General features: G+C 42.7%; 27 protein-coding genes. 13 read left to right on the top strand and 14 right to left on the bottom strand.

Annotation, left to right across the window (positions count from 1 at the left end):
* Positions 1-43: 43 nt before the first annotated feature.
* Positions 44-235, top strand: a complete 192-nt coding sequence (locus tag HWQ23_RS20240; protein WP_012408634.1) for a hypothetical protein — start codon at positions 44-46, stop codon at positions 233-235.
* 494 nt (positions 236-729) lie between these two features.
* Here HWQ23_RS20240 and HWQ23_RS20235 read toward each other — a convergent pair whose 3' ends face one another.
* Positions 730-1,293 (bottom strand): hypothetical protein, encoded by a 564-nt coding sequence (locus HWQ23_RS20235; RefSeq protein ID WP_292831841.1) that lies wholly within the window; start codon positions 1,291-1,293, stop codon positions 730-732.
* A 36-nt stretch (positions 1,294-1,329) separates the two neighbouring features.
* Here HWQ23_RS20235 and HWQ23_RS20230 point away from each other — a divergent pair, with 36 nt between their 5' ends.
* From HWQ23_RS20230 to HWQ23_RS20220, 3 genes are all read left to right on the top strand, one after another.
* Positions 1,330-1,680 (top strand): DUF1392 family protein, encoded by a 351-nt coding sequence (locus HWQ23_RS20230; RefSeq protein ID WP_292831838.1) that lies wholly within the window; start codon positions 1,330-1,332, stop codon positions 1,678-1,680.
* A gap of 148 nt (positions 1,681-1,828) precedes the next feature.
* On the top strand, positions 1,829-2,059 hold the full coding sequence (locus tag HWQ23_RS20225) for a hypothetical protein (RefSeq protein WP_292831835.1): 231 nt from the start codon (positions 1,829-1,831) through the stop codon (positions 2,057-2,059).
* A gap of 119 nt (positions 2,060-2,178) precedes the next feature.
* Positions 2,179-2,520 carry a Ycf66 family protein gene (locus tag HWQ23_RS20220; RefSeq protein ID WP_292831833.1) on the top strand — a complete coding sequence of 114 codons (342 nt, stop codon included), beginning with the start codon at positions 2,179-2,181 and terminating at the stop codon, positions 2,518-2,520.
* 20 nt (positions 2,521-2,540) lie between these two features.
* Here the strand turns inward: HWQ23_RS20220 and HWQ23_RS20215 are convergent, their stop codons facing one another.
* Together HWQ23_RS20215 and HWQ23_RS20210 are read right to left on the bottom strand one after the other, a co-directional pair.
* Positions 2,541-2,990 carry an antibiotic biosynthesis monooxygenase family protein gene (locus HWQ23_RS20215; RefSeq protein ID WP_292831830.1) on the bottom strand — a complete coding sequence of 150 codons (450 nt, stop codon included), beginning with the start codon at positions 2,988-2,990 and terminating at the stop codon, positions 2,541-2,543.
* Between the two features lie 151 nt (positions 2,991-3,141).
* Complete coding sequence (locus HWQ23_RS20210) at positions 3,142-3,339, bottom strand: DUF2811 domain-containing protein (RefSeq protein ID WP_292831827.1); 198 nt, start codon at positions 3,337-3,339, stop codon at positions 3,142-3,144.
* A gap of 181 nt (positions 3,340-3,520) precedes the next feature.
* On the opposite strand from HWQ23_RS20210, the gene HWQ23_RS20205 reads away from it, so the two are divergent.
* Positions 3,521-3,685, top strand: a complete 165-nt coding sequence (locus HWQ23_RS20205) for a hypothetical protein (RefSeq protein ID WP_292831824.1) — start codon at positions 3,521-3,523, stop codon at positions 3,683-3,685.
* 86 nt (positions 3,686-3,771) lie between these two features.
* On the opposite strand, the gene HWQ23_RS20200 is transcribed toward HWQ23_RS20205, so the two are convergent.
* Positions 3,772-3,963 (bottom strand): hypothetical protein, encoded by a 192-nt coding sequence (locus HWQ23_RS20200; RefSeq protein WP_292831821.1) that lies wholly within the window; start codon positions 3,961-3,963, stop codon positions 3,772-3,774.
* Positions 3,964-4,813: 850 nt separating this feature from the next.
* Here HWQ23_RS20200 and HWQ23_RS20195 point away from each other — a divergent pair.
* The 4 genes from HWQ23_RS20195 to msrA (HWQ23_RS20180) all read left to right on the top strand — a co-directional run bounded on the left by HWQ23_RS20195 (position 4,814) and on the right by msrA (HWQ23_RS20180) (position 7,843).
* Positions 4,814-6,073 carry an AIPR family protein gene (locus HWQ23_RS20195; protein WP_292831818.1) on the top strand — a complete coding sequence of 420 codons (1,260 nt, stop codon included), beginning with the start codon at positions 4,814-4,816 and terminating at the stop codon, positions 6,071-6,073.
* Positions 6,074-6,119: 46 nt separating this feature from the next.
* A complete protein-coding gene (locus HWQ23_RS20190; protein ID WP_365742117.1) occupies positions 6,120-6,359 on the top strand; it encodes a sigma factor-like helix-turn-helix DNA-binding protein in 240 nt (79 codons plus the stop codon).
* A 49-nt stretch (positions 6,360-6,408) separates the two neighbouring features.
* The gene (locus HWQ23_RS20185) at positions 6,409-7,050 is read left to right on the top strand and encodes a thiaminase II/PqqC family protein (protein ID WP_292831816.1); all 642 of its coding nucleotides are present in this window, start codon (positions 6,409-6,411) and stop codon (positions 7,048-7,050) included.
* Positions 7,051-7,141: 91 nt separating this feature from the next.
* Positions 7,142-7,843 (top strand): peptide-methionine (S)-S-oxide reductase MsrA, encoded by a 702-nt coding sequence (msrA, locus tag HWQ23_RS20180; protein WP_292831814.1) that lies wholly within the window; start codon positions 7,142-7,144, stop codon positions 7,841-7,843.
* Positions 7,844-7,999: 156 nt separating this feature from the next.
* Here msrA (HWQ23_RS20180) and msrA (HWQ23_RS20175) read toward each other — a convergent pair whose 3' ends face one another.
* Positions 8,000-8,491, bottom strand: a complete 492-nt coding sequence (gene msrA, locus HWQ23_RS20175) for a peptide-methionine (S)-S-oxide reductase MsrA (RefSeq protein WP_292831811.1) — start codon at positions 8,489-8,491, stop codon at positions 8,000-8,002.
* A gap of 353 nt (positions 8,492-8,844) precedes the next feature.
* Positions 8,845-9,762 carry a LysR family transcriptional regulator gene (locus HWQ23_RS20170; RefSeq protein ID WP_292831808.1) on the bottom strand — a complete coding sequence of 306 codons (918 nt, stop codon included), beginning with the start codon at positions 9,760-9,762 and terminating at the stop codon, positions 8,845-8,847.
* A gap of 130 nt (positions 9,763-9,892) precedes the next feature.
* On the opposite strand from HWQ23_RS20170, the gene HWQ23_RS20165 reads away from it, so the two are divergent.
* Positions 9,893-10,789 (top strand): NmrA/HSCARG family protein, encoded by an 897-nt coding sequence (locus HWQ23_RS20165; RefSeq protein WP_292831805.1) that lies wholly within the window; start codon positions 9,893-9,895, stop codon positions 10,787-10,789.
* A 54-nt stretch (positions 10,790-10,843) separates the two neighbouring features.
* Positions 10,844-11,704 carry an SDR family oxidoreductase gene (locus tag HWQ23_RS20160; protein WP_292831802.1) on the top strand — a complete coding sequence of 287 codons (861 nt, stop codon included), beginning with the start codon at positions 10,844-10,846 and terminating at the stop codon, positions 11,702-11,704.
* A gap of 254 nt (positions 11,705-11,958) precedes the next feature.
* Here HWQ23_RS20160 and HWQ23_RS20155 read toward each other — a convergent pair whose 3' ends face one another.
* The 6 genes from HWQ23_RS20155 to HWQ23_RS20130 form a co-directional block, all read right to left on the bottom strand.
* On the bottom strand, positions 11,959-12,294 hold the full coding sequence (locus HWQ23_RS20155) for a hypothetical protein (protein WP_292831799.1): 336 nt from the start codon (positions 12,292-12,294) through the stop codon (positions 11,959-11,961).
* 162 nt (positions 12,295-12,456) lie between these two features.
* Positions 12,457-13,644 (bottom strand): hypothetical protein, encoded by a 1,188-nt coding sequence (locus HWQ23_RS20150; protein ID WP_292831796.1) that lies wholly within the window; start codon positions 13,642-13,644, stop codon positions 12,457-12,459.
* Between the two features lie 398 nt (positions 13,645-14,042).
* The gene (locus HWQ23_RS20145; protein WP_292831793.1) at positions 14,043-14,315 is read right to left on the bottom strand and encodes a hypothetical protein; all 273 of its coding nucleotides are present in this window, start codon (positions 14,313-14,315) and stop codon (positions 14,043-14,045) included.
* A gap of 14 nt (positions 14,316-14,329) precedes the next feature.
* Positions 14,330-14,746, bottom strand: a complete 417-nt coding sequence (locus HWQ23_RS20140) for a hypothetical protein (protein ID WP_292831790.1) — start codon at positions 14,744-14,746, stop codon at positions 14,330-14,332.
* A complete protein-coding gene (locus HWQ23_RS20135) occupies positions 14,712-15,152 on the bottom strand; it encodes a hypothetical protein (protein ID WP_292831787.1) in 441 nt (146 codons plus the stop codon). Before HWQ23_RS20135 ends, HWQ23_RS20140 begins: the two co-directional genes overlap by 35 nt.
* Positions 15,153-15,259: 107 nt before the next feature.
* Positions 15,260-15,640 (bottom strand): helix-turn-helix domain-containing protein, encoded by a 381-nt coding sequence (locus HWQ23_RS20130; protein WP_292831784.1) that lies wholly within the window; start codon positions 15,638-15,640, stop codon positions 15,260-15,262.
* A gap of 191 nt (positions 15,641-15,831) precedes the next feature.
* Here HWQ23_RS20130 and HWQ23_RS20125 point away from each other — a divergent pair, with 191 nt between their 5' ends.
* On the top strand, positions 15,832-17,418 hold the full coding sequence (locus tag HWQ23_RS20125) for a hypothetical protein (protein ID WP_292831781.1): 1,587 nt from the start codon (positions 15,832-15,834) through the stop codon (positions 17,416-17,418).
* 105 nt (positions 17,419-17,523) lie between these two features.
* On the top strand, positions 17,524-18,735 hold the full coding sequence (locus HWQ23_RS20120) for a hypothetical protein (RefSeq protein WP_292831778.1): 1,212 nt from the start codon (positions 17,524-17,526) through the stop codon (positions 18,733-18,735).
* A gap of 387 nt (positions 18,736-19,122) precedes the next feature.
* Here HWQ23_RS20120 and HWQ23_RS20115 read toward each other — a convergent pair whose 3' ends face one another.
* Both HWQ23_RS20115 and HWQ23_RS20110 read right to left on the bottom strand, forming a co-directional pair.
* Entirely contained in the window at positions 19,123-19,422 is a 300-nt protein-coding gene (locus HWQ23_RS20115) for a hypothetical protein (RefSeq protein ID WP_292831775.1), read from the bottom strand.
* A gap of 165 nt (positions 19,423-19,587) precedes the next feature.
* A complete protein-coding gene (locus tag HWQ23_RS20110; RefSeq protein WP_292831772.1) occupies positions 19,588-24,294 on the bottom strand; it encodes an RHS repeat-associated core domain-containing protein in 4,707 nt (1,568 codons plus the stop codon).
* Positions 24,295-24,379 lie beyond the last annotated feature (85 nt).

Raw genomic sequence — 24,379 nt, 5'->3', positions numbered from 1 at the left:
GTAAAATTAGGAAAAATATTAAAAGTTATTCAAGAGGTTAGTTATGACAAAAGAATATATGGAGTCTTTAGAGGCAATTGTTGATCAATTAACATTAGCCGCAGTTCTAGAAATGTTAGAACGAATCAGTCATAAAAAAGCAGAAAATCTCAGAAATCATTGGAAAGATGAGACTTCTGCAAAGCTTTGGGATAAAGCTGCTAGACAGATAGAACAGATAAATATTGATATCTAATTAAAATTTTGGTTGTATTGCAAAGCTTTGCAGAAGCCTTACAGCCCTTATAAAGACAAGAGGCGCTGTTCGCATTCGGCATCCTGCGGCAGGCATTGGCGCAGCGATCGCTGTATTAAACGGGATCTGTGATTTATGGCAGGTTCAACCGCTTGGGGCACCAAATCGAAACAAGTTATCTGGCAATATTGCTTTCAAGCGAGGCAACCATTGTGCTTCATTACCAACACGATACCGTAATCGTGGAGAATGGCTACGAGCAGCAAAAACAATTGTCTGTGCAACTTTTTTAGGATCATCACCCTGTGCAATTGCTTGACTGACAGTTGAGCGAATCAGATCACGTACATTGTCCTAATCAGCATAATTGAAGGTGGGTGGTAACATAGCTAGGTTGAAGTTAGTCTTAAAGTAACCAGGCTCAATTAAAGACACTTTAATATTGAACGGGTCTAGTTCCACGCTGAGTGCTTCGCCTGGTTGACTGACAAAACTCAAGTAGAATAGCAATATGACTTGACCCGAAACTCTCTTTCGTACTGCCTTTGAGCCTGTTTTTTAGAAGCAATAGCAGGTTCTGGATCAGGAGTACCAAAAAGCTGCAAAGAATGGAATGATTCCCACCCCTGATGCAAGCAACCCTTAACCCACTGCCAACCAATCTTCAAATAGCTATTGCCACGCTGCCAATGGCAATCCACTCGGCGGCGAAGCCCACAAGCAACTACTTCTTGCCCTTGGCAGGTTAGGTAGAGTGTTGCCACTGCTAAAACTAAACATAAGCCAGACAATGCAATAGAAGAGCGGATTTGAGAACGTTCTAACTCAAAACCATTAGATTTATCATCCAAAAAGTTCTCTTCAATATCGAATCTTTGGCTGTATTCATGAAATGTTTGGAGAGTGGGAGTTTCATCGCTGATGATGTACCAAAGTTCTCCACTAATCGGATCACGGGAAGCAGCAATAGATACCAACCCATAGGGATCAGTTTTAGTGATCTTCACCCCTTGGAGTAACACCGCTTCTCCTAAACCCAGATGAAATTGCTTGTCCATGCCTCCCTTAGCAGTGAAAATGTTAGAAAAGTTTTGTTGTCAATCTCAGATTTGTCAGGTTACTGCTGCGGTGTTCAGTGGGAAAAACAAGAATGGATTTATGCAATTGTTTGCCAGAATGAAACTCTCTATTTACCTGAGCAAGAATTTCATCCAACAAATGTATTAGAAAAGTCCACTGTTTCTAGTCCGGCTTTTGAATTGGGGGATATAGTTGAGGTTGATTTCGGTGAACAGCCGACACGCCGTATTATTCAAGGAATTTTTAGCCTCAAAGATAATTGGCTTTATGGGGTAGAGTGGCACTCTCCAATTTTAGAAGAAGTGTCTGCCCAAAGCAGAACAATATGGCTTGCTGATGTTGATTTAGTCAATGTTAGTGTATGACGATTATCAGTTGCGACAAAAGAGCAGTACCAAGTTAACTAACAATTTGGGTTATTAATCTCAAGTTACTGGTTTTATTAGCTACTTTTAACTATTTATCTGGGCATCATCAGTATATAGTGATTATTAGTACAGATGCTCCTGAAATTTGGCTTTGTTGCAAGGTGAAAGCAATGCCAAGCAACAGTACTTAGCTTTTTGGAGCCAGGCTAATCCTGTGATCCCTTGGAACTACCGCCACAGAAATGTTCAAAAAACAACTTCACAACCGATTCAACCGCAGCAACAGAATAACTGCGATCCCTCTTACCCAGATTTATTGCCTGACGAAAAATTCACCCGATTTGAATTGCCGAGACATCACCCAAAGAAGGTTTAGAGTATTGCCACCTGACCCTCATGGTTTTGACAAAGATGAAGATGGGATTGGGTGCGAAAAATAAAAAGCTTTGACTAGTGTAAGTCTAAAACTTGATAAAGAATTAGGATTTTTTAGAAATGTTCACTTTAGCTCAAGTTACTTTTGGAGTTAGACCAACTGGATTAATTGAAATTAAATTAATCGGAACTCTTTATCTAGTTTTAGCAATGATTTATATAGTTTTAATGCTTGGGTGGTTAAGCCAAAGAAAAAATAAATTAACAATTCCTATCTTAACAATTTACATAATCCAAGGAGTATTAGCACCAATTTGTCTATTTCTATGTGGAATAATATTAATTATGCAAGGCTGGCGTTTAGATCCACTTATTCAATTTGAACAATTTCTCCTGTTATTATTAATAATTTATTTAAGTTTTAAGGAGATAATAATTAATTTGATTCAGGAAAATTGGTAAATAAAAAATCCAATTAAAAATTATTGACGCTGATCTAGCAAGACATCAAAATGTTTAGCCTTAGTTTCGGGTTCAATTAGATATTGATTATCTTTAGGCAAAGGGTGTACTTGTTCTATGTCATTGCCAGCAAAGGCACGAATAGCATCGCGTGACTGCCAATAAGAGATGACAGTAAACTCTGTAATTGTGCCATTAGTACGACGAAATACTTGCGCTCCTAAATTACCAGGAATCGATTGAATTTTTTTGATTCCAGCTTCAGTTAAATATTTATAATATTCGTCTGCTTTATTCGTGAGTGTTTGACCATGCCAAATACGTGCAACTACTGCTTTGGATTGGGTCGTACTACCATTAATATTAGATGGAACTGCACTAGGCTCAGTCTGTGCAACTGCTACCCAAGGTAAAGAACCAAGTAATAGTGCAGATCCAAGAAATATGCCAAAAATTTTTTCTCTTCTCATTGTAATGCTGGATCTGGAAGTGACAATAATCCAATAACAAATGTTTCCAATTTTACCTCGTTTTTACTTGCCATTAATCCTGAGTGAAGGAATCTTTCTGAGTATATCGTTTGATTAACCTTTTTTTTAGTATGACTTCTAGGGAATAGCGTTACCCCCGACGAAACAGAGTTTCGAGATAAACTTGGGAAACACGGCGATCTCCATCAGCATTTTGCAGCAGAAACAGTGAGATGGCTGCGGTAATAAGGCGACGTTCATCCCAATTAGGATGCTTTTCTAAGTAGCTGTTGAGAGATTGGTGTAGCGTTTGGGGAAGAGTAGTAAAAATGTTTTGGGTTGAGTTCATCCGATCAAAGCTTCCGAAAGAGCAAATTATAGAGACAATAAGCTGGAGATGATGCACTGCAAGTAAAGTTTCACCCCATTCAATGCTAGCCGAACAACTGATACTAATAGGTAAAAGTTTTATACAGTTGAAGTTCAAAATGGAACAGGCGGCAAAGGCTAGTCGATTTATTGTGTGCTGATTGGCTGAGTTTGTCAATGTTGCTAAACGTCTCCCCTTGGGAGAAGCAACTGGCGCGACACGGAGAGAAGTCGGAGCGGCGGCTTCCGCCGTTGGCGCAGCCCGCCGCAGGCATCTGAACTTCGGTAGAAATAAGAGTTTGAGAGATATTTTGCGTAAGTCCTAATTTTTTCTAAAGGCTACGGGTAATGGCTCTCCGGTGCGATGAGAGTACTTTTGCCACTGAGGTTGCCACCGAATGAATTAACCGCTTCAATGGTTTTGATAAATCGAATCACGCCCACCTTTTGCTGCTGCTTCAGCACTATAGTAAATCGGATAGTCACCGAATACCGTGCCATCGGGGTTAACAATCCGAAACTGCCAGCATTTACATGGAGTGTAAAATACGACTAAAACACGAGAGTGAATACAGACAAGTGAATGGATCTTAGTGGTAGTCATAGTACTGTGCGCTTGCTGAATATTAGTAAAGCAGCCATTCTCATAATCAGAATAGGTATAAATGCGTTTCAAGTGAAACTAACAGATCAAGCCGGCGTGGGAGCAATGCGATTTTGTGAGCAGGGGATGCAGGGGAGGCAGGGGAAGAGAAAGAAATAAATGTATTTAGAGCTATAACGGTCATAAAAAATACGTATTGTTTTCTCTTCACTCCCCCTGCTCCCCCTGCTCCCCCTGCCTCCCCTGCTCTTTTCACGAGGATCTCATTTTCGCGTTGCTCCCGCCGGCGTTATGTATAGATGTTCTAGAATTTTTTAACATTAGCACTTTTTGCAACTAACTTAAGTATGAATAATAGTCTATCTTAAGTTAGTTTTTGCGGGTAAGTATAGCAAGTAAACTGTTATTTAATTGTTGGGTAGAGCTTTCCATAAAGAGAGTACCTAAATATTAGGAATTAACAAAGTTTAGGGGTTTAATTCCCCAGCAAGACAGGCAGCACCTGAAAGTGTCGGGGACTAAATCCCCGTCACTTTCACGTAATTGCGTACAGCCCTTTGGGCATGAAAACCGCGTAGCGTGCCGGAGGCTCTATTGCGAATTGCGAATTGGTCTAAGTACTCTTTATCCAAACTAGGATTTAGGCACTGTACAAATTAAACATAATGTTGCTGTGAAGTTCGGCTTTTCAGGTGTGTCAGATATACCGCAGGTTCAAATAATTTGACGTACTTAGATGCTGAAATATGTTGTAGTCCAATCCCTAGGGGTACTCGGCATTTTGAGAAATGCGATATCAGGCTCAGGGTTTTGGTTAACATAGAAATTCCCCTGACATTTCACATATTGTATGCCCAAGACTTGGAATATTAAGATAGATAACTATTTTCAAGCCAACCCCAATTGCATCATCGCCACCGCTCATGTAGACTCGTTCCCTATAGACCTCCCCCTAGAACCCAACATCAGAGAACCAAATCGTAAAAGTGCGACCTATAGACAAATCTTCGACTCCCTGACGACCGAAGCTGTAAAATTCTTCTCTCGCCACAGTGGAATCGTCCTGTCAGCCAATAAAGTTAAACTTAGCAAAACCTCACTCGAACTAGAAGTAAAAGAAGCCAGCGAGGGGGGTAGCGATGGGATTATCAACGGAGGACATACAGTTTTAGCCTTTGAGCAAGCGAAAAATTACAACTACAATTTAGCCCAAGCCAGAGTAAAAGTTACGATTCACATTGGACTGGCTGAAGAATCAGCTAAAGATATAGCCCTAGCTTCAAATACCACAACGCCAGTAGATTCTCGCTCTAAAGTCAACGCTAGAGGTGATTACAAATTCATCAAGCAGTATTTAGCCCAGTTAGAACAGAAGGAAGATAGAAAATTCCGCATCGCTTATTATCAAAACCAAAGCGGCGCTCCCAGAAATGCCCAATGTAATGTCAACCATTTGCTGAAGTTGATTAACTGCCTCGATAGAAATAGATACAACCCCGACGGCAATAAACGAACCAAACACCCAGCAGGGATGAGTCCCCCATCTAACATCACAGACACGGAAAGGGAAAGATTAACCGCCTTACTGCCTCTCTTGACTCATGCTCTGTGGATAGAGCAAAGACTGTACGAAATAATCCAAGACTATATCAGCAACCCCAAAAGAAAGGGTGCTAACGATTTAGCTTCAATAGATATACGTAAAACGACGTTATTGCCGGACAGTAAGTACTCTTTTGGGTTTGGTGCGCCAACTGACCTCGCATTACCGTTAATTGCGTCCTATCGGGTATTTCTTTCTAAGGACTATAAATGGATTCTGCCATTTGACGAATTTGCTGAAGATTTCCTCCAACATCTGTGGGCTAACTATTTCCGCAAATATTTGGTGTCGGAGAAAACAGCAGGGAATACAGTCGGCACAAAAATCAGCCGTAATCAAGAGATTTGGGAAAGTTTGTATATCTCAGCGCAGAGTTATCTAAATCAGCACTTGATGCAAATGGTCAACTCTAGTAAGTCAGAATCAGAATCGAAGGTGACACAAAGTACAAAGAAGAGGGGAAAAGGGAAAAGCGATGAACTCAACGCGACTACTGCCCCCAAATAGCTTTTTCTCGAACAGGGTATGAGGTGAGGAGAAAAATTTTTAGGTCATATACCCTATTAATAGTTTATTAGAATCGCTCAAACTGACGCAGCATGAAGTATTAATTCTGCGTTTTGGGTTAGAGAACGATCAAGAACTAACTTTAGCTCAGATTGGAGAGAAATTGAATGTCAGTAGAGAACGAGTTCGCCAAATTCAGCAGCAAGCAATCACTGTTCTACGTCCTCATTTGCGCCTTTGCCCCGTCAGATTTCAAACTTGTGAGAAATGCGGGTTAGGATCTTAGCAATCTGTTCCTCTCCATTCCAGCTCCCCGAAACACCGATTGAGTCAAAATGACTATTACCTGCAAACTTCTTTTACAAAATCACGCTCAAGATTGGCAAGAAGCAACTGTGCATCCCTTCCTAGAACAGTGTCAATTAGGTATAATTCAACCCCAGCAATTCAATACATGGTTGATGCAAGATTATCTGTTTGTTGTGGAATTTACGCGGATGGTAGGGCGAGTATTAGCCAGCGCACCTCCAGAACATTTTGATGTGATACTTGGAGGACTGGCAGCTCTTAAAGACGAACTCAATTGGTTTCAAGAAAAAGCTACCCAACGACAACTGAATCTTAATATAAAAAAACAACCAACCTGTAGAGAATACTGTGAATATATACAGAGTCTTGCAGACAAGCCTTATTCTGTACAAGCAACTGCATTTTGGGCTATTGAATTAGCCTATAATCAAGGTTGGCAACTACCAGGTAAGATGCCTGCACCTTACAATGAATTTGCACAAAGGTGGGGAAATATTGATTTTACAAAATATGTAAAACTTCTGTCACAGCAAGCTGATGAGGTTTTAGAAACGGCAGAGGAACATATTCAAAAACAAGCTGAAGAATCTTTTTTAATGGTGGCAAAATTTGAACATAATTTCTGGCAGATGGCTTTTCACACAGCACAGTTTTGCGACGCCGAATAGCCCGTCGTAGACATCGCTATTTGGAATGGTGAAAATTCTATTCTCAAAGAAACCTTAGCTTGGTCTATTAAATAAAGGAATTCACAACCGAATGTCAATTTATAACTTTACTTTATCCCGCCAGTTATTACGCAACTTGTCCATCATTTCGCTGACTGTTTTACTCCTATATGGTGCATCTCGTGTGATACTTCCTGCTCCGGCCACTGATATCTCGACTGCCATACCGCAGGGAAAGCAAGTAGCGGTTTTCGCTGGTGGGTGCTACTGGGGAATAGAAGCAGTTTTTGAGCATCTATTAGGTGTTTCTGATGTTGTTTCTGGCTTTTCTGGGGGTGATGCAAGAACCGCAGACTACACACTTGTCAGTGCTGGATTAACTAATCATGCTGAATCCGTAAAAATCACTTACGATCCATCAAAAATATCATATAACCAGCTTCTGAAGGTCTACTTTTTGGTAGCGCATGACCCAACAGAGTTGAATCGACAAGGCCCAGACTCAGGTAAGCAATATCGTTCGGCGATCTTTTTTACTAACGAAGAGCAGAAACAGGCTGCACAAAAATATATCGCTCAACTCAACAAATCGCGAATCTTCGACAAGCCGATTGTGACAGAATTAGATCCTTTGAAAGGTTTTTATCAGGCTGCGGCATACCATCAGAATTATATAGTGCATCATCCGAGCGATCGCTATGTGGTAGTGAATGACTTGCCGAAGCTGGCTAAACTTCAAGCAAAGTTCCCTGATATGTATAGCAATTCAGAGGGAACAGGGAACAGGCAATAGGCAACAGGGAAACCTACGCGTCTCCAAAAACATCTTGTTTTAAAAGTGGGCAATAACCCACAACTAAAGTTTTTATCACTGTTCCCTACCTCGAAGGGATTTTGTAAGGGGATTTGCAGCATTCGGCTTTTAAGATCCCCTTGAACCAGTGAAAGATTAGCCTATCCTGTAAGACGCTCGTCCATGCTTCTCCAGATATTGCTGATGATACTCTTCTGCTCTATAGAATTGTGATGCAGCTACAATCTCCGTTACAATTGGATTTTTGTGATAACGAGAACTACTCTCAAGCTTCTCCTTGGAGGCTCTTGCTAATAATTCCTGCTCTGGAGTGTGGAAAAATATCACTGACCGATATTGATAACCAACATCTAGCTCCTGATGGTTTGATGCTGTGGGATTGTGCTTATTCCAAAACACATTTAGCAGTTCATCATAAGATACTGTTGCTGGATTGTATTCCACTTCCACTGCTTCAGCGTGTCCAGTTTTGCCTCTACAGACATCTTCGTAGGTTGGATTCTCAAAGTGTCCGCCAGTGTAACCAACTGCTGTAGAAGTTACTCCCTTTACTTGACGAAATGCTGCTTCAACTCCCCAGAAACAGCCTGCTCCAAATGTCGCTTTTTGTAGATTAGCGTTTTGCATATCTTTGACAACTATTTTATGATAATTTTAAATGAAACTCATCAAATCAGACAGATACTTTATAAGCAAATATTTTCTCAATATTGCGTGATTGATTTTAATTATTAGAGTGACAGATTATCCTGAGATGAGTCTGGTATAAAACTGAATATTATCTAAGAATTGGAAAAAATGGATTCTGCCGTTTAACCATTTAATGAAATTCAAAATTCAAAATTCAAAATTAAGAATCAACAAAAATTTTGAATTGATTAATTAGCTCTTTTCTTGCCCTCACTGATTGTAATTTTGAATTGATTTGACAAATTGCTGAAGATTTTCTGCAACACCTACTGTCTCTAAATAAATAGCTTTCAATCTATAATATCAACTCGCTTTAATGCAGCCATCAATTCTGTCATAAACTCAACAAAGACGCGAACTTTAGCACAGAGATAGCGTTTTTGCGGGTACAACACGGAGATCGGTAATCCAACTTGGGTCGTGTAGGATTGAAGAATTGGTTGGAGGTCTCCACGCGCGATCGCTTTGGCTGCGATAAATTTGGGAAATTGAACTACACCGGCTCCTTGAATGACTGCCTCTAAAATGACTTCTGAATTATCGAATCGCAGATAACTCTTAACACAAAGGTCAATCGCTTTTCCATCTTGTTCAAACTTCCATTTAGGCTCTCGCCCAGTCTGTGGATAGATAAAGTTGACACAGCGATGCTGCAAAAGTTCTGTGGGTATTGTGGGCGTGCCATACTGAGCGAGATACTGCGGTGAGGCACAAGTGATGTAGCGTGCAGTTGCCAGATGGTGCATGATTAAACGGCTATCACTGCTCATTCCAATCCGCACTGTCGCGTCAATGCCTTCCTCAATCAGATCGATCACGCGATCGTTAAAAGAAACATTCAGATTTAGCTTTGGATATTGTGTGACAAATTGCAGCAGAGCCGGAGCGATATGTATTTTGCCAAACACAAAGCTCAGATCGAGCCGCAATGTTCCGAGCGGCATTGATTGCGATTGTTTGACTTCGAGTTCGGCTTCTTCCAAATCGTTGAGAATTTGCTCAGAGCGTTGATAAAATCGGTTGCCATCTTCGGTCAGGGTCAAACTGCGAGTTGTTCGCTGGAGCAAGCGCACCCCCAAGTCATCTTCCAAGCGCAATACGGCTCGACTCACGGCTGAAGGAGCCATACCTAAGTGTCGTGCTGCCTCCGAAAAGCTGCCAGATTGAGCGGAGCGGATAAAAATCATCAGGCTTTTGAGCTTGTCCATTAACCGAAACGCATCTTTGAATTTTTTGCACAACTGTTTTGAATTTTAACTACTTTTTCTTTTTTTCTGCACAAGCTACTGTTTAGAGAAGATAAATTTCAAATACACAAACAGCATTAAAAAAACAGACATGACACAGCAAACAACAGCAGAAAAAATTATCTTAGTCACCGGAGCCACGGGCAATCAGGGTGGCGCAGTGGCGCGTCATCTTTTAAAGCGTGGTAACTTCAAGGTACGTGCTTTTGTGCGCGATCCAAACAAGTCCGCCGCCCATGCACTCCAAGAAGCGGGGGCAGAACTCGTCGCCGGAGATTTCAGGGATCGTGCGTCGCTTGATCGGGCTCTGCAAGGTGCTTATGGTGTTTTTTCATTGCAGACTTTTCTCAAAGAAGGCGGATTATCAGCCGAGATCCAAGATGGTAAAAGCGTTGCAGACGCAGCTTCATCGGCAGGTGTCGAGCATTTCGTCTACAGTTCTGTGGGCAGCGCCGAACGCAACACGGGCATTCCCCATTTCGACAGTAAATTTCAAGTCGAAGAGTACGTTCGATCGCTGGGCTTGCCCTACACAATCATGCGTCCAGTTTTCTTCTTTTACAACTACGCCTCAATGCGTCCAATGGTGGAGCAGGGCACGCTCTCCCAACCGCTCAGTCCCGATACAAAATTGCAGCAGTTGTCCGAGGAAGATTACGGGGCAATGGTTGCCGAGGTATTCGAGCGTCCCGCAGACTTCATAAACCGCGAAATCGAAGTCGCCAGTGTGGAGATGACTATGACAGAAATCGCTGCCGCGTTTAGCCGCGTTTTAGGAAAGAACGTCGCATACCAACAAATTCCATTTGAAGCATTTGAGCAGCAAGCTGGAGAGGAAGTGACCATCATGTATCGCTGGTTTGAAAATGTCGGCTATATCGCAGATTTGGCGAGGTTGAAACGCGATTTTCCTCAACCAACCGATTTTGAATCCTACTTGCGTAATCGCGGCTGGGCAAAATCTGCCGAAAGCGCATCCGATGACTAGTCAAAAGATTAGCAGAAAGTTCACAACGAGTATCAGAACAATCAGGAGAAAACGATGAAAGCATTGGTCGTAGGAGCAACAGGTAAGTACGCCAGCCTTGTCGTGCCCGAACTGAAGCAGCGCGGTGCCACAGTCCGCGCCCTAGTGCGTGACGAGAGCAAAATTGAAGCGGCGCGCCAGCAAGGCGCAGACGAGACGACGATCGGCAACCTCCAAAACCCGGATAGTCTCCGTGCTGCTGCTGCTGGTGTGGACAGCGTTTTTCATATTAACCCTGCCTTCGCTCCCAACGAAGCGGAGTTGGGTGTGGCGATGGTCAAAGCTGCTAAAGCGAATGGTGTGCGGAAATTTGTATTCTCTGGTGTTTATCACCCGTCGCTCTCCAAACTGAGCAATCATGCTGCCAAGCGTCCGGTGGAAGAGGCAATGTACGAGTCGGGTATGGAGTTCACCGTGCTGCAACCGTCGATGTTTATGCAGAACTTTGCGGCAGGCTGGGATACGGTGATTAAGCAAGGACTATTCTCGCTGCCCTACTCCAAGCTAGCAAAAGCTTGCTATGTGGACTACCGCGACGTGGCGGCAGTCGCAGCAAAGGCGTTAACAAGTAACGAGTTAAGCTACGGAACGTTTGAGCTATGCGCTCCGGGCATGGTCAACCGCGTAGAACTTGCGGTGATGATGGGCGAGGCGATCGGGCGCACGATTGAGGCGGGTGAATCTCCCTTCGATGAGTGGGCACAAGGCGCACACATCCCGAACGGGCTACGCGATCACCTGCGGGTGATGTACCAAGACTATGATCAGTATGGTTTTCCTGGCGGGAACGCGATCGTGCTGCGAACACTGCTTGGACGAGAGCCGCGATCGCTACCGCAGTACTTTCAAGAACTTGTAAATCGCAAAGTGGCGTGACGGCTGCTCAATCGAAGTTTGAGTGGCAGAGCTAATCACTGGAGTTTAACTCTTGCTGGGCTGTATATTTTATTTTCTGGAAGTCCCTTAGCGATGTCACCGCCTTCTAATTCGTTCTGCTCAAAAGAAACTCCAATTATGTCAAAAATTTTATTAGCAACATCAAGAGAAATAGATTTCGACTAAGACATCTTTACTCCAATGAATCTAAGAGTTCAGCTAAACAATTAAAATCAATCTTCAACTACTTCGACTTATTCCCCTTTTTGAACCAGCAATTTTCCAGACGCTCCAGCCGTAAAACCCAACCCAATTGCCGTCACAGTCACACCGGGCTTAATAAACAACGTCGCAATTCCGATAACTGCACCCCAAAGACAGCCATAACAGCAAAGGATAATCAACTGATTTTTGGGTTTAGCTCTTTCGTCTTGAATAGATTGGTGAACGATGGCATAATCTTCGAGTTCACCAACGATTTCTGATAAAGAAGCGCCGTACTCTTTTTCCAATCTACAAATAGCCATCCTGTCTGCTTTAACTGGACTTATGGCTAATTTTTGTAATGCTGTGGTTAATTTATCGCTCATTTTTAAACTTCCCGATGCTTCCACACTCTGGAAAATGTTTAGAAAAAATGAAATCTTACTGGAAAAATAAAAAGACTCTATTTTTCAACAGTATTTGAAGATGTAAGAATACCGGAACTCGACAGGAACTTGACCGGAACTCAACGGGCAGTGTAACTAATATTAACCAGTAATATTAGTTACACTGAAGCCATCTTTTTCATTTCCGCACAATTGGTTAGTGTCAATCAATTGTGATAAGGCATTCCTTAAGTAAAGAACACTCTTTTTCTCGTCGCCCCACTTGCGGCTGTTTCTGATAGCAGCAAAAGAAGTTGGAGGGCTAGCAGTAGCTGCAACAATCGCCACAATCTTGTCTTTATCAGCCTCAGAAATACTACTCTCTTCTACTTCCAGAAATTCCACTTCTTGATAAGGCTTTGAAAAAATGGACTCCAGATGATTAACTGCGTCTGATGGTGCAATTTTCTCTCCTCTGGGTATGACTGCCCTTTCATGCTGTTGAATCAATTCTGGGAAAAACTGAAGTAATGTTCTAGCTGGGTCTGGTTGCCCATTGCCTGGGTGCAAATGGGTCTTTAGCCATTCGGGAATCATCCCCAGATTGCCACCGCTAACAGGTTCTCCAAAGTTATTAGGGTTGGCTTTGAAATATTCTCCACTAGCAACATTGATTTTGCGTAGACCACCAGCACTAACCGCTTGAGCTACACAGCCAATAAAGTTAACCGATTGCTTAAAAGTATCTGCCAGCCCAGCCGTAGCTTTACCTACCACGCTTGTCAGGTTAGAGCCATGCAATATGATAATTAATGTACCGCCAGACTTGGCGAAGCGAGAAAGTAAATATTGAATCGCCCAGGTGCGATCGCTCTCCTCCAACAATGACAGCAACCGCATCGCTTCATCAATTACTAGCAGTAAATTTTTATGGGAGTAAGGTTCGCTTCCATCTAAACCCTTAAGAAATTTCAATAAATCACGAGCGACGAGTTCATCAGCCCCATCCGCACCAATATCCGGGTATTTAAGGGCAGAGGTCAAGTTGCAGGCAAAGGGGTAAACGTCCACTCCGGCTGTAAAGTATTGGGTATTCAATCCGGGGTCAAGTGCAGTTGATAATGTTGCCAAGATTGCTGCTAAGGTTCCCTTGCCACCTCGCTGAGTACCAGCGATCGCTATCACTTGAGAACTCATCATGTCTTCTACTTGGAAACCACTTTTCGTTAAAGCAGCGATCAGTGCGTTTGCCCTATTAACTAGAGGGAGATTAATTATAGTGTCTGGTACAAGCCCATCAGCTGATGGTTGTAACTCTATAGGTCTAGAAAGCTCCGCAGCTTGGTTCATCTTGCCAATATCAACAATTGGCGATTGAAACAGTTTCGTGAAACAGTGCTGTGAAACAGTTGGATGAAACACTACCCTTCATAACGCCTTTCGAGCAAGGAATAGACTGTTGTTTCGTGTTTCATGTTTCACGTTTCACGCGGGGAAATGCTGTTTCACGCTGTTTCACGACCCTGAAACACTGATGAAACCGTTGAAACGTTTCATGAAACAGTTGGATGAAACAATCCCGCCTATAAAGGCTTTCGAGCAAGGAATTGACTGGTGTTTCATGTTTCACGTTTCATGTTTCACGCGGGGAAATGCTGTTTCACGCTGTTTCACGACCCTGAAACACTGATGAAACCGTTGAAACAGTTTTGTGAAACAGTTCTGTGAAACACTCCCACCCATCACTATTACTTTGATGCCCGTCCCAGAAATGTCAATCCTGCACCAACAAGTAATCCCAACGGTATGAACATCCCACTACCAATTAATCCAGTAGCGACAACGCTACCAACGAGATATGCACTGCCACCTAAAGCGCCAACAATTGAAGTAGCAAACAATCCTGTACTGAGAATATCCATAACCTGATTTTTCCTTTGATGAGCTAATAGTTCTTGAAGTAATCGGATTTCGGCAACAGTGGCAACAGTTTCATTTTGGATTTGTAACAATGCCGCCACTGTTTTATAAGCTTCTAAAATCGGATCTGTGTCCCCATCGAAGAAACTCTCTCCCGCAACAAATTGAGTCGCGCTTTGAGTTGTTCTTTTTTTTGAATCGACTTCCCCAGCCTTGTTGAGGCTTCTTCTGCCAAATTAATCAAACTCTGATCTATCTCGGTAATCTGGTTATCAACTTCCAACATGGATTGTTCAGCAAAGGCATCCAACACTGTCCCTTTGGCTCCAATCAAGGATTCCATGAACAACAAAGCCCCTGTGACACCAGTTGATGCACCCAAAATCTTAGATTGCTCATTTTGAACAGCTATAGCACCAGAAATAGTCTCTTTATCAGCCGCAGTCAACTTGTATGAGGCTTGTTGGATTGCTTCGTCAGCTTTGGTGATTGTGGCTTCAGTTCTTGGGGAATTTATGATCGAAGAGACCAAAAACAGTGCAGGCTTTTTCTAGTTCATCGCTCAGGCGTTCGTTTCGTTCCCGTGGTGTTTCTGGTAGTGTTGCCTTAACCTCTGCAACTCTTGTAGTGAACCAGTTGCGGTCAAAGGGTAGTCGTCCGCCACCGACTAATTGCACCCATACTGTGATTCCACCTTCGATCCAGATAGTACGAACGGATTCGGGTTGGACTTCGATAATCTCGCCGATGATGCGACGATCTCTGCTGGTGAGAGGATCTTGGGTTGGGGCTACAGCTTCGGCTTGGGATTCGAGGTGGCTGTACAGTTCTGCTTGGGCAAGGGCTTGCTCATCTTTGAAGGGAACTTCTGTAACTGTTGTTGGTGTGTTGTAGTTGAAGCTAGAAGCCGTTTGCTGTGTGTAAACTGATTGAGTCATAATATAGATTCCTGCAAAGGGTCAAAGGGCGATCGCACAAGTTTCGTAGGCTGGGGCGGTCGTCTTTTGTTTTCATATCTCTATAATAACAACTCAGAGTACAAAAATTAACTAGAAGTACAAATATTTTTGGAAACTTCAACACGTAAGTCAGACATAATCTCAATCAGTTCTACACCAAGAGTTTTGGCGATTGCTGTAATGATTTTTGTTGAAACAGAGGCTGCTTCGCCATTCTCCAGCTTTCTAATGTATTCTTGAGAGCATTCAACCTTTTGGCTCAAAAGCGCATCTGCAATCTCACGCCTAGACTTCTTGCCACGTAATAATCTTAGGCTATTTCCACATTCTTTATTCCACGCAAGCATAACAACCCAGTCCAGGGGAACCATAATTACCTCCTTTGTATTTTTTACTTTTATATTTGCACTTTCAGTTGTCATGTGGCAAGATAGTTTTTGTACTGTGAGTTCAATCAACCAGTTCATTTATACAAGAATTCATAGACGGCATGAGTATTCCAGCCGTCAAATTGTTTTGTGAACTTATTTTAAGGAGGTTATGGCAAAAATAATTACGCTTTTCCAAAGGCAATAAAAAGTAATTGCTGAGAATACAGCAGTTTTCATTTGCATTAACCAGTATTTCCCGTGTGTATACAGCACATACAGGTAAAATCATGCTGACACTAAACCGTTCCGAAACAACATCAGCACTCGATTACAACATTCTCAATACCAGCATCCAAGATACCTTTGCTGCCATAGACCGCTTCGAGTGGCAGGCAATAGAAGAACTGCGGGTGATGCGAAATAACGGCTATTACTCTGATGCTGGTTATGCCAGTTTTGAAGATTATTGCGAAAAAGAACTAACCAAGCACGGTGGGTATCGTCGGGTTAGGGATTTGCTGTCTGCGAAAAAGGTAGTTGATACTTTACCAGAGGAACTTCGGGAAAAAATTACTAAACCTTCTCAAACCCGTTCCTTACTTCGGCTGGTCAAAACTCCCGATAAGTTAGAGCAAGCTGTTGCGATCGCAGCCAAAGAAAAACCCTTTCCCACTGCCGCAGACTTCGCCAAAGCAGTACAGCAGGTTGCACCAACGACTAAACGCGCCGCAAAAAGCGAAAACCCTAAAACGCAATTGTGTAATTCTGTCACTGTTTCACAAGAATCACACCCAAGGTATGGGGATTCGGGAGTAATTGAGGCAGACGCACCAAATCATTGGCAGCAGATTGTCACCTTTGCTGATGGCGAAAGGTTGTTGATCAACAATACTGATTTGACTGGTTTAAATGACGCAATTGTGTCCGAATCGAGTGGGCGAACTTACCCAAAAGAATATGCCGAAGTGATTGCTGCACTCAAAGAACAGCACCAGCAAGAGTTAGAGCGCTTATACCAGGAGTTGAGGATTGGGCTACAGTCAGAAGCTACAGCCAGAGCAGAAGCCCAGGTACAAGAACAAATCCAATCTCTGCAAAACTTGTACAAGCAGCAGAAAGAACAAAACATCCAGTTACAGCAACGACTGGATGAGATGGAATCACTACGACAGTTGGAAACTGAGAATCAACAACTCAAGCAGCGTATTCAAGATTTGCAAAACGCTGTAGAGCAACGTCCTTCTCAACAGTGGGGAAATACCATGACCCAGCAAGCGACCAAAGCGTTGAATAAGCAGGTAAAGCAAGCACTGGAGAAAACTATTGATCTGCGATCGCTAGCAGCAGAACCCCCCAAGGAAAACGCTCAAGAATGTCTGCGGCTCATGGGTATGGCTTTGAAAAACTTAGCCAGTGCGATGAACAACACCCAGGCGCTTGAAGCTGCGGCGATAATTCTGGGGAGTGAGCCGACACCCATTGCGATCGCATATCGAGCCGAGCAACTGGAAATGCTACCCCAAGCGGTTAGTGACATTCGGCAGGTACTTGCAAAACCTGGGTGTAGTTGGCAGGAGTTTTGGGCAGTGGCTCAAGAGTATGAGGTGATTAAATCAGATTACTGGGGGGAACTTACCACCCAGGAAACAGAATTGATTACCGCACTTCAAACGGCATCCTCTCAACCAGACACTATTGGCATCGGCTCTATTGTTGCCCATGCCGACCCCTACCGTACTTTGTATGTCGAGAGGGGTGAAGTTGTAGAGGATTTGGGCGAGGAAGTAGTAGTGGTATGGGATCACTGGAAGGAACAATCGAAAAAGACTGATAGGTATTTCCGAGATGAGTTGCGATTCTGGCAGCCTCAATAGGCTTTCAGTGTATCGATGACTTTTTAGACAACTCAATACAAGTACCAAGCCCTGCATCACAGTGGGGGAAATTTCCGTGCGCCAATATAAACAGGAGATTGAAAGATGACCGCAACTATTACCCGTCCCAAGTCCAAAAAGGCTGCTGCCGCTAAAGTACAGTCACCGTACAAGCGGCTTCATGTGATTATTCCGATTCAAGATATGCTCTGGGCATCGCAACAAAAGCCTTCAGTCAATCAGCTATGGCAAGAATGCTGGACGGCTGACCCTTATGGCTCCCGATGGATGCCGCTAACTTCTGCTTTGGGGTACAGTACTTTTATCTCTGCGAAGAAAATTCTTTCCGAAAGCAGGTTGTTCATCTTCAAGCCAGATAAGTCCATAGAGGATGGTAGGGAAACGGCTAGCTGGATGGTGAAGAATTTGCATGGTAGTCGGATGAAGGAATTTTGGGAAAAAGCTAATTCTGCGTCACGGGAATTAGATGCTGAAAAACAAGAACCAAATGCTGAGATTTCAGATAAAGATGCTGGCTCTGAAGAAATGGGTGCTTTAAATCAAGCATCTATTTTAGGTCAAAGTCATTCAGAGCAAGCGTTTCAAAAACCCTCACGAACTGTTCAGGAACACCTCACAAACTCTTTTGTAGAGTTTGTGAGGTGTAAATCTGACACGCAACCCGTTATTTTGCACTCTTGTGAGGCGGCGATGCCTACGGCGGCAAGCTACGCTCCCTTGGGGGTCGCGTCGCCTCAGTCTGTTCAAGGCGTGTCAGAGAAGGAGGAAGAGTTACCTGCGGTAACGGACTGTACATCGCTGGCGCTTGTGAATGATGCAGAGGGTGAATCTGCTTTGTTACTGGGTGAAAACCAGGATTGTGGTACTGAGCCGAAAGACTGTCATGGAGGCGGTTGTTCCACCGCGCCCGTTGCTCAAAATGAAAAATCTCTAAATTCTGCGATCGCAGATCAGAAAATAGAACCGAGTTGCCCCTCTGCTGAGTTGATGACTGAAAATTCGGTTTCGAGTGTAGAAATCAAAGCAGTTGATGAGGGTGAAAATTCCGCCGCGCCTGTCCCCAGCACTGAAAAATGGTCGAGTGAGGCGATTGTAGCGAGGTCAAATATACGACCTGTAAGAAGGGAAAAACTGAATCGAGCGGCGAATTCAGGGGAGAATCCGGGCTTTGACTTTTTGCAGGAGTGCTGGAGTGACGATCCGGCTTTGCAGATTGTGATCAAGAAGCTACTGGCGAAGTTTCCGCAGTGGGGAATTGCGATTGTGGATGGGGGGTTGGTGGATTGGGAGAGTTAACTCAATCACCATTTCAACTACTCGCATATCCCTCTTCTGTCACTCTCCGAAAACGTTTGCCATTTCTGAATTCTAGAGCTTTTGTACACGAAGCGATCGCGCGATTATTTTCTAATAACAAATACAAGAACCATTTTTTTCTAATAGTATAGCTTGTATTGATTGCCTCATGAGGCTTCTAGCGATCGCCCTCCCGGAGAGTGACAGAATAGGGCTATGCAGAGAGAGGTAACTCTCAAACCTTACCCGACTACCTCCCATCGACTCTACCAGTCAGATATACCAATCAGGTTTTACCGTTTTATGCTACGATTAGAGTCTTAAACTGGTACTTTATTTTGACGTGAGTCCTTAAACTTGGGAGTCTGCTACGAAATAAATGCGATTCTATTCATCAAAATTTTGAATATTTTCAGTTGGAAAATCGCCAAACTCTATGGGAAAATTAATAGATTCGCCAGCATATACAGACCTCATCAATCTAAAAAACTCTTTAATCTTTCCAGGTAATGTACAAAATATCTCAGTCAATTCATTGTCGTTTTCTATCTGTATATAATTTATTCCTCCTTCACATTTAAAATCTGCGCGAAAAGAACGTTGTTGATTATCAATTGAAAGTGTAACTTCAAGAGCATTAAATAATTCAATTTTTTGAAGATTGAGAATCTTTACATGTACAGGCATACTTTATGGGTGCGAATGGAATGCTATTGTAAGGTTTTTTTGCTAAAGCCAGAAGAGAATAATCACTCATAGACTTCTGAACCCTTTGTAATTATCGAATGCCAGAATAACAACGGAGAGTGTTACTAGATTAGGGCAAACGCACCTAAATACTAGTCACCTTGCCTAGCGTTTAAAAATTGCCTGCTCAAACCAAATATTTTTGAAATCAGCCTCCGTCATACTATAGCTTGTTCCTTCTCCTGTGTGATTAAAACGTAGAGGTGTCATTCCCCAAGGGTCTAAAATTTTGACATTACCAGCATTATCAAAGCCATCAACAATTACCCAGTGACGATTAGTAGGACCATCCGCTACCATTGCTATCCAAGGATCTCCATTCATTAGGTGTGAAAAATCCGCATCGCCGTCCACACCACCACCTCGCCAGTTGCCAGACGGATCAAGTGTGTTAAGAGCTTCTTTCAATTGACTAGCACCAGATTGTTTTTTAATACTCATCCCAGCTTCTTCAGCTATTTGTGCTTGAGTAGTATTAATACCGAAACTTTCCAAAATAGTTTGAACACATGCATAACCACAAGCATTCCCGGTTTCCTGTTGAAATATCGAAGGGCTAGAAGTTTCATTCATACGTGGCCAGTTACCAAAAGAACCAGCTTTAGGATTATTTTGAAGAATTCCTTTAACTTGATTCAGAATTCCTTCAATTTGCTTAAAAGCTGGCTCTCTACCTTGTTTAGTCAAGAAAGGTGCTATTGAAGCAACAATATCAAAAATACCAGTCAATACACGCGGATGCTGCTTATCATTAATTTCCTCAAAACCAGTCTTAATCCCCATCACAGCAAATGGTATAGCAGCAGCAGGAAATGCAGTAAACAAAGGGCCTAAAATAGCGCCTTGATAAGTACTTTGTAAAACTTCATAAAATGAGAGTTCATCTCTAGCACCATCAATAATTTCTAGGTCTTGGTGAACCACACTAAAAGCGGCTCCAAACAAAGCCCCTGTTATTACTGTCTGACTAATACTACTGAGGAAACTGTTAATCGATTCAGCAGCAGAGAGTTCTCCCAAAGATTCATAGCCAGAGGGGTCAGTAAAATTAACAGGATTAGCATTGGCATAGACATAAGCATTCTCACTAATCGGACTAGCCAAATGTCCAGCAAAAGCATCCTTTGAGATAAACCTGCCTAAATCCGAGTTATAATATCTAGCCCTGAGATAATCCAACCCAGTGCTATCTCTCTGTTCACCCGCAAACTGGTAAGCATTACCCGAACCCCCAGCATGAGCGATTAACCGCCCAAAAGCATCATAGACATATCTATCCGTAACCTGACCAGTACCATCAGTCAACAAGCGAGTAGAACCCAAACCATCAGAATGATAGAATCTCTCATCACTGTCACTCTCAGACTTAATTAAACCCAAACCATAGAAATACTTCGTCAGAATTTGTCCATTGGCATCATATTCTTGCAAAACCTTTGACATTCCCCTGGGATCGACAAGATAATTCTTCCTCACGCCATCGGTAATACTTGCTACTCTATTACCGCTAGCATCGTAAGTATATTTACTTTGAGAAGAACCACTAGCATTAGTTGTAGTTACCCCAATTAATCGATTTTCACCATCATTAATCCATTGGTAAACAACAGAGTTAGTCCCATCATCAGAAGTTAGCATGGAACCATTATTGTCATAGGTATATTGAGTTACCTTAGTTCCAGATGTCTGCGAAGTTAGCCGATTATTGGGGTCATAAATATAGGTTGTTAATCCACTGCTGGGATCAGAATCATTACGCTTTAAGCGATTTCCGACCAGATCGTAATCATAAGCAATAGTTCGATTCCCCAGATTTGGATCGGTAATCGACTCCAGCTTTAATTGATTGACTTCATCGTAAGTGTAGTTAACAGTTCTACCAGTATCCTCTACTACTTGAGTGCGATTCCCTACTCCATCCAAGGTATAAACATAATTAGACAACACTGCACCCAAAGCGTCACGAGTTTCGATTACCTTCAACCGATTACTCGCGTCATACTGCTGGGTTTGGGTTGTACCATCGCCTAAAGTCGTACTAATCAGATTTCCTACCGCATCATACCCGTACTTCGCCAACTGCCGACCTGATGTAACCGTATCTAACCTATTCAGCAGATCGTAGGAATAATTGACCGTGCTAGCACTAGTTGTTAAAGTCTTAAGATTACCTAATACATCATAGGTATAACCAACCGTCTGACCATCGGGATTAGAAATCAAATTCACCCTGTCATAACTATCAAATCCATAACTAGTAACTCCTCGACCATCAGTTACAGTTTTCACTTGAGAAGTTACAGGGTCATAAGTATAACTAATCGTAGCAACCAGAGGATTAGAGAATGACTTGTTTGCTAGTCGTCCGTACTGGTCATAAGCATAAGTAATAACATCGTCATTGAAATCTTTAGTGTTGGCTACTTGTCCAAAATTATTGAAAGTAGTGGTAGAACGTTGTCCTAAAGGTAAATTTGTCGCAACTTGACGATTGAAAGCATCATATTCATAAGTAGTTTTATTATGATTAGCATCTTCAAACTGCGTTAATCTACCTAAATTGTCATAAGTGTAATTGGTAGTGGCTTGATTAGCTAATTTAACTGAAGTCAGTTCGCCCAGATTATCATAGAAGTACTGGGTGATATGCTGATTGCCATCTTTTATCGCCGCAACTTGACCGTACTGGTTGTAAGTAGTTTCTGTGCGATCGCCATTGGCATTAATGACTGCGGTTTTACGATTGTATTGGTCGTACTCGTACTGAGTATCATGGCTTAAAGCATCAGTAACTTTAACCAAACTGCCGCGACTGTTATAGGTAAACTGAGTTCTTTGATTGAGTGGATTAGTTATTGCCGCGACTTTGCCAAAAACGTCATAATCGTAGCTAGTGGTCTGTCCAAGCTGATTAGTTTCCGACTTGGTGCGTCCTAAAGCATCGTAGGTAACTTGAGATGTCGTGCCGTCAAAGTAAGTAGTTACGCTGCGTCTGCCTTTATCATCAATACCAATTAGAGTTGTGCGATTTCTGGCATCGGTGACTGAAGTAATTTGACCGTCAATATTGTAGGTATAAGTAGTATCGTTACCAGTACTATTGCCAAAGAAATCTCTTTCTCGACTGATTCTTCCTAAATTATCGTAAGTGTATTCTGTACGAGTGCCAAAAATATCAATCTTGGCTTGAATGCGATCTGCCGCCGTGTATTCTATCTTCTCCCTGGGATTGTCATCTGGATTGTCAGGAGTGAGATCGGGCAAGATAGTATCAGTCAATCTGCCTAATTCGTCATAAACATAGCGAGTTTTCAGTTTTGTAGCAGATGTTTGGGAAATAACTCTTCCGGCAACGTCGTATTCAGTTAAAACTACAGGATTATCATCTGGGTTATTAGGGGTATTGTCGGGCAGAATAACTTTAATTTGTTGCCCTTTGTCGTCATAAAAATACTGAGTCCGATTATGTTTAATATCTGTAGTGGCAATGGCATTGCCTTTAGCATCATATTCGGTTGTAGTAACATTTCCTTGAGGATCTGTTACAGAGGTAGTACGTCCTTGGTTGTCGTAAGTGTAGCTGGTATTTAAAGTTTGGTTCTCTTGGGGGAAAACCATTGACAGAGTTTTGACTTTACCATTGAGGTCATAAGTAGCAATAGCTTGGTTGCCGCGACTATCGGTAAAGACTGTGGGATTCCCGAAATCATCATAAGTATATGTTGATACTTCATTGTCGGGGGCTGTTTGTTTGATTAATCTACCAAAACCGTCATAGCTAAAGGTTGTAGTTTGTCCGTCTGTGTTGGTTCTAGATAATAAATTACCGTGCTTGTCATAGGTTGATGAAACTATCAATCCTGTAGGCGAGATGATGTTAAGGGTTTCGCCATACTGGTTATATGTAATACGGGTAACATTTCCATCTTTATCTGTCAGAGTTAAAGGATTGCCTTTGTTATCATAGGTATAAGTTGTGGAAACACCGTCTGGGTCTACTTTTTTGAGCAAATTATTATCTTTGTCATAAGAGCGAGTGATGATGCCAGCAAGAGCGTCAATCTCAGTGACTACATTCCCGCGCTCGTCATATTCATAAGTGGTAGGATGGCCCAGTGCGTCAGTTATCGTTTCAGTGGAGTGACTGGGATCATAAGCTAACTGCACTGATGCACCTGCGGCATCAACCATCTTCTTGAGCCGCCCATCATCACCGTACTCATTGCGTACCCCAGTCTTACCCAAGGGATCAATCACTTGAGCTAAATAATGTGGCTGGGTGCTGTCGTAGACAAACTTGGTGATGTTACCTTCGCGGTCAGTCTCAGCTACTAAATCCCCTTTTGCGTCATATTCATAGCTAATTTCCTTACCTGCCGGGTCAGTAACAGTCGCAATTCTGCCCTGTGCGTCCCTGCCAAAGGTTATTTTCTGCCCAGTCGAGCTAGTGATATCCGCATCTGTATAGGTTAACTTGTTACCATTGGTATCCGTGACAGTGAGCAAATCACCTGTTGCTGCATCAATTTCGTAGACAATGCCCTCTTTGGTAGTCAGCGTATAAACACCGCCATAATAGGTGTCGGCAGGGTTATAAGCACTGCCAGCTAGACCGTAGTACTGATTAGTACCAGCGCCATGAATAATGCGGGTGTTTTGAACGGTAAGCGTATCAGTCACGCCAGCATCAGCAACAAACGAGGGGTGATAGATATTCGGGTCAGAATCAACACCACCAGCACCCCTTAAATACTGAGAAAGCGGGTCAATCGTCGGCTTGAAAGTGAAGCCTTCCCGTTTCCCGCCAGGCAAAGTAATGTATACTTTCGTACCATCTTTAAACTGGAGTTTAGACTAACGCATGAAAAAATGACTCAAAGGTACTGAGTTAATGAAC

The sequence above is a fragment of the Nostoc sp. JL33 genome, assembly GCF_017114985.1.
GTDB lineage: Bacteria > Cyanobacteriota > Cyanobacteriia > Cyanobacteriales > Nostocaceae > Nostoc.
Note: the sequence above shows the minus strand (reverse complement) of the source record. Positions and strands in the feature narration are given on the sequence as shown.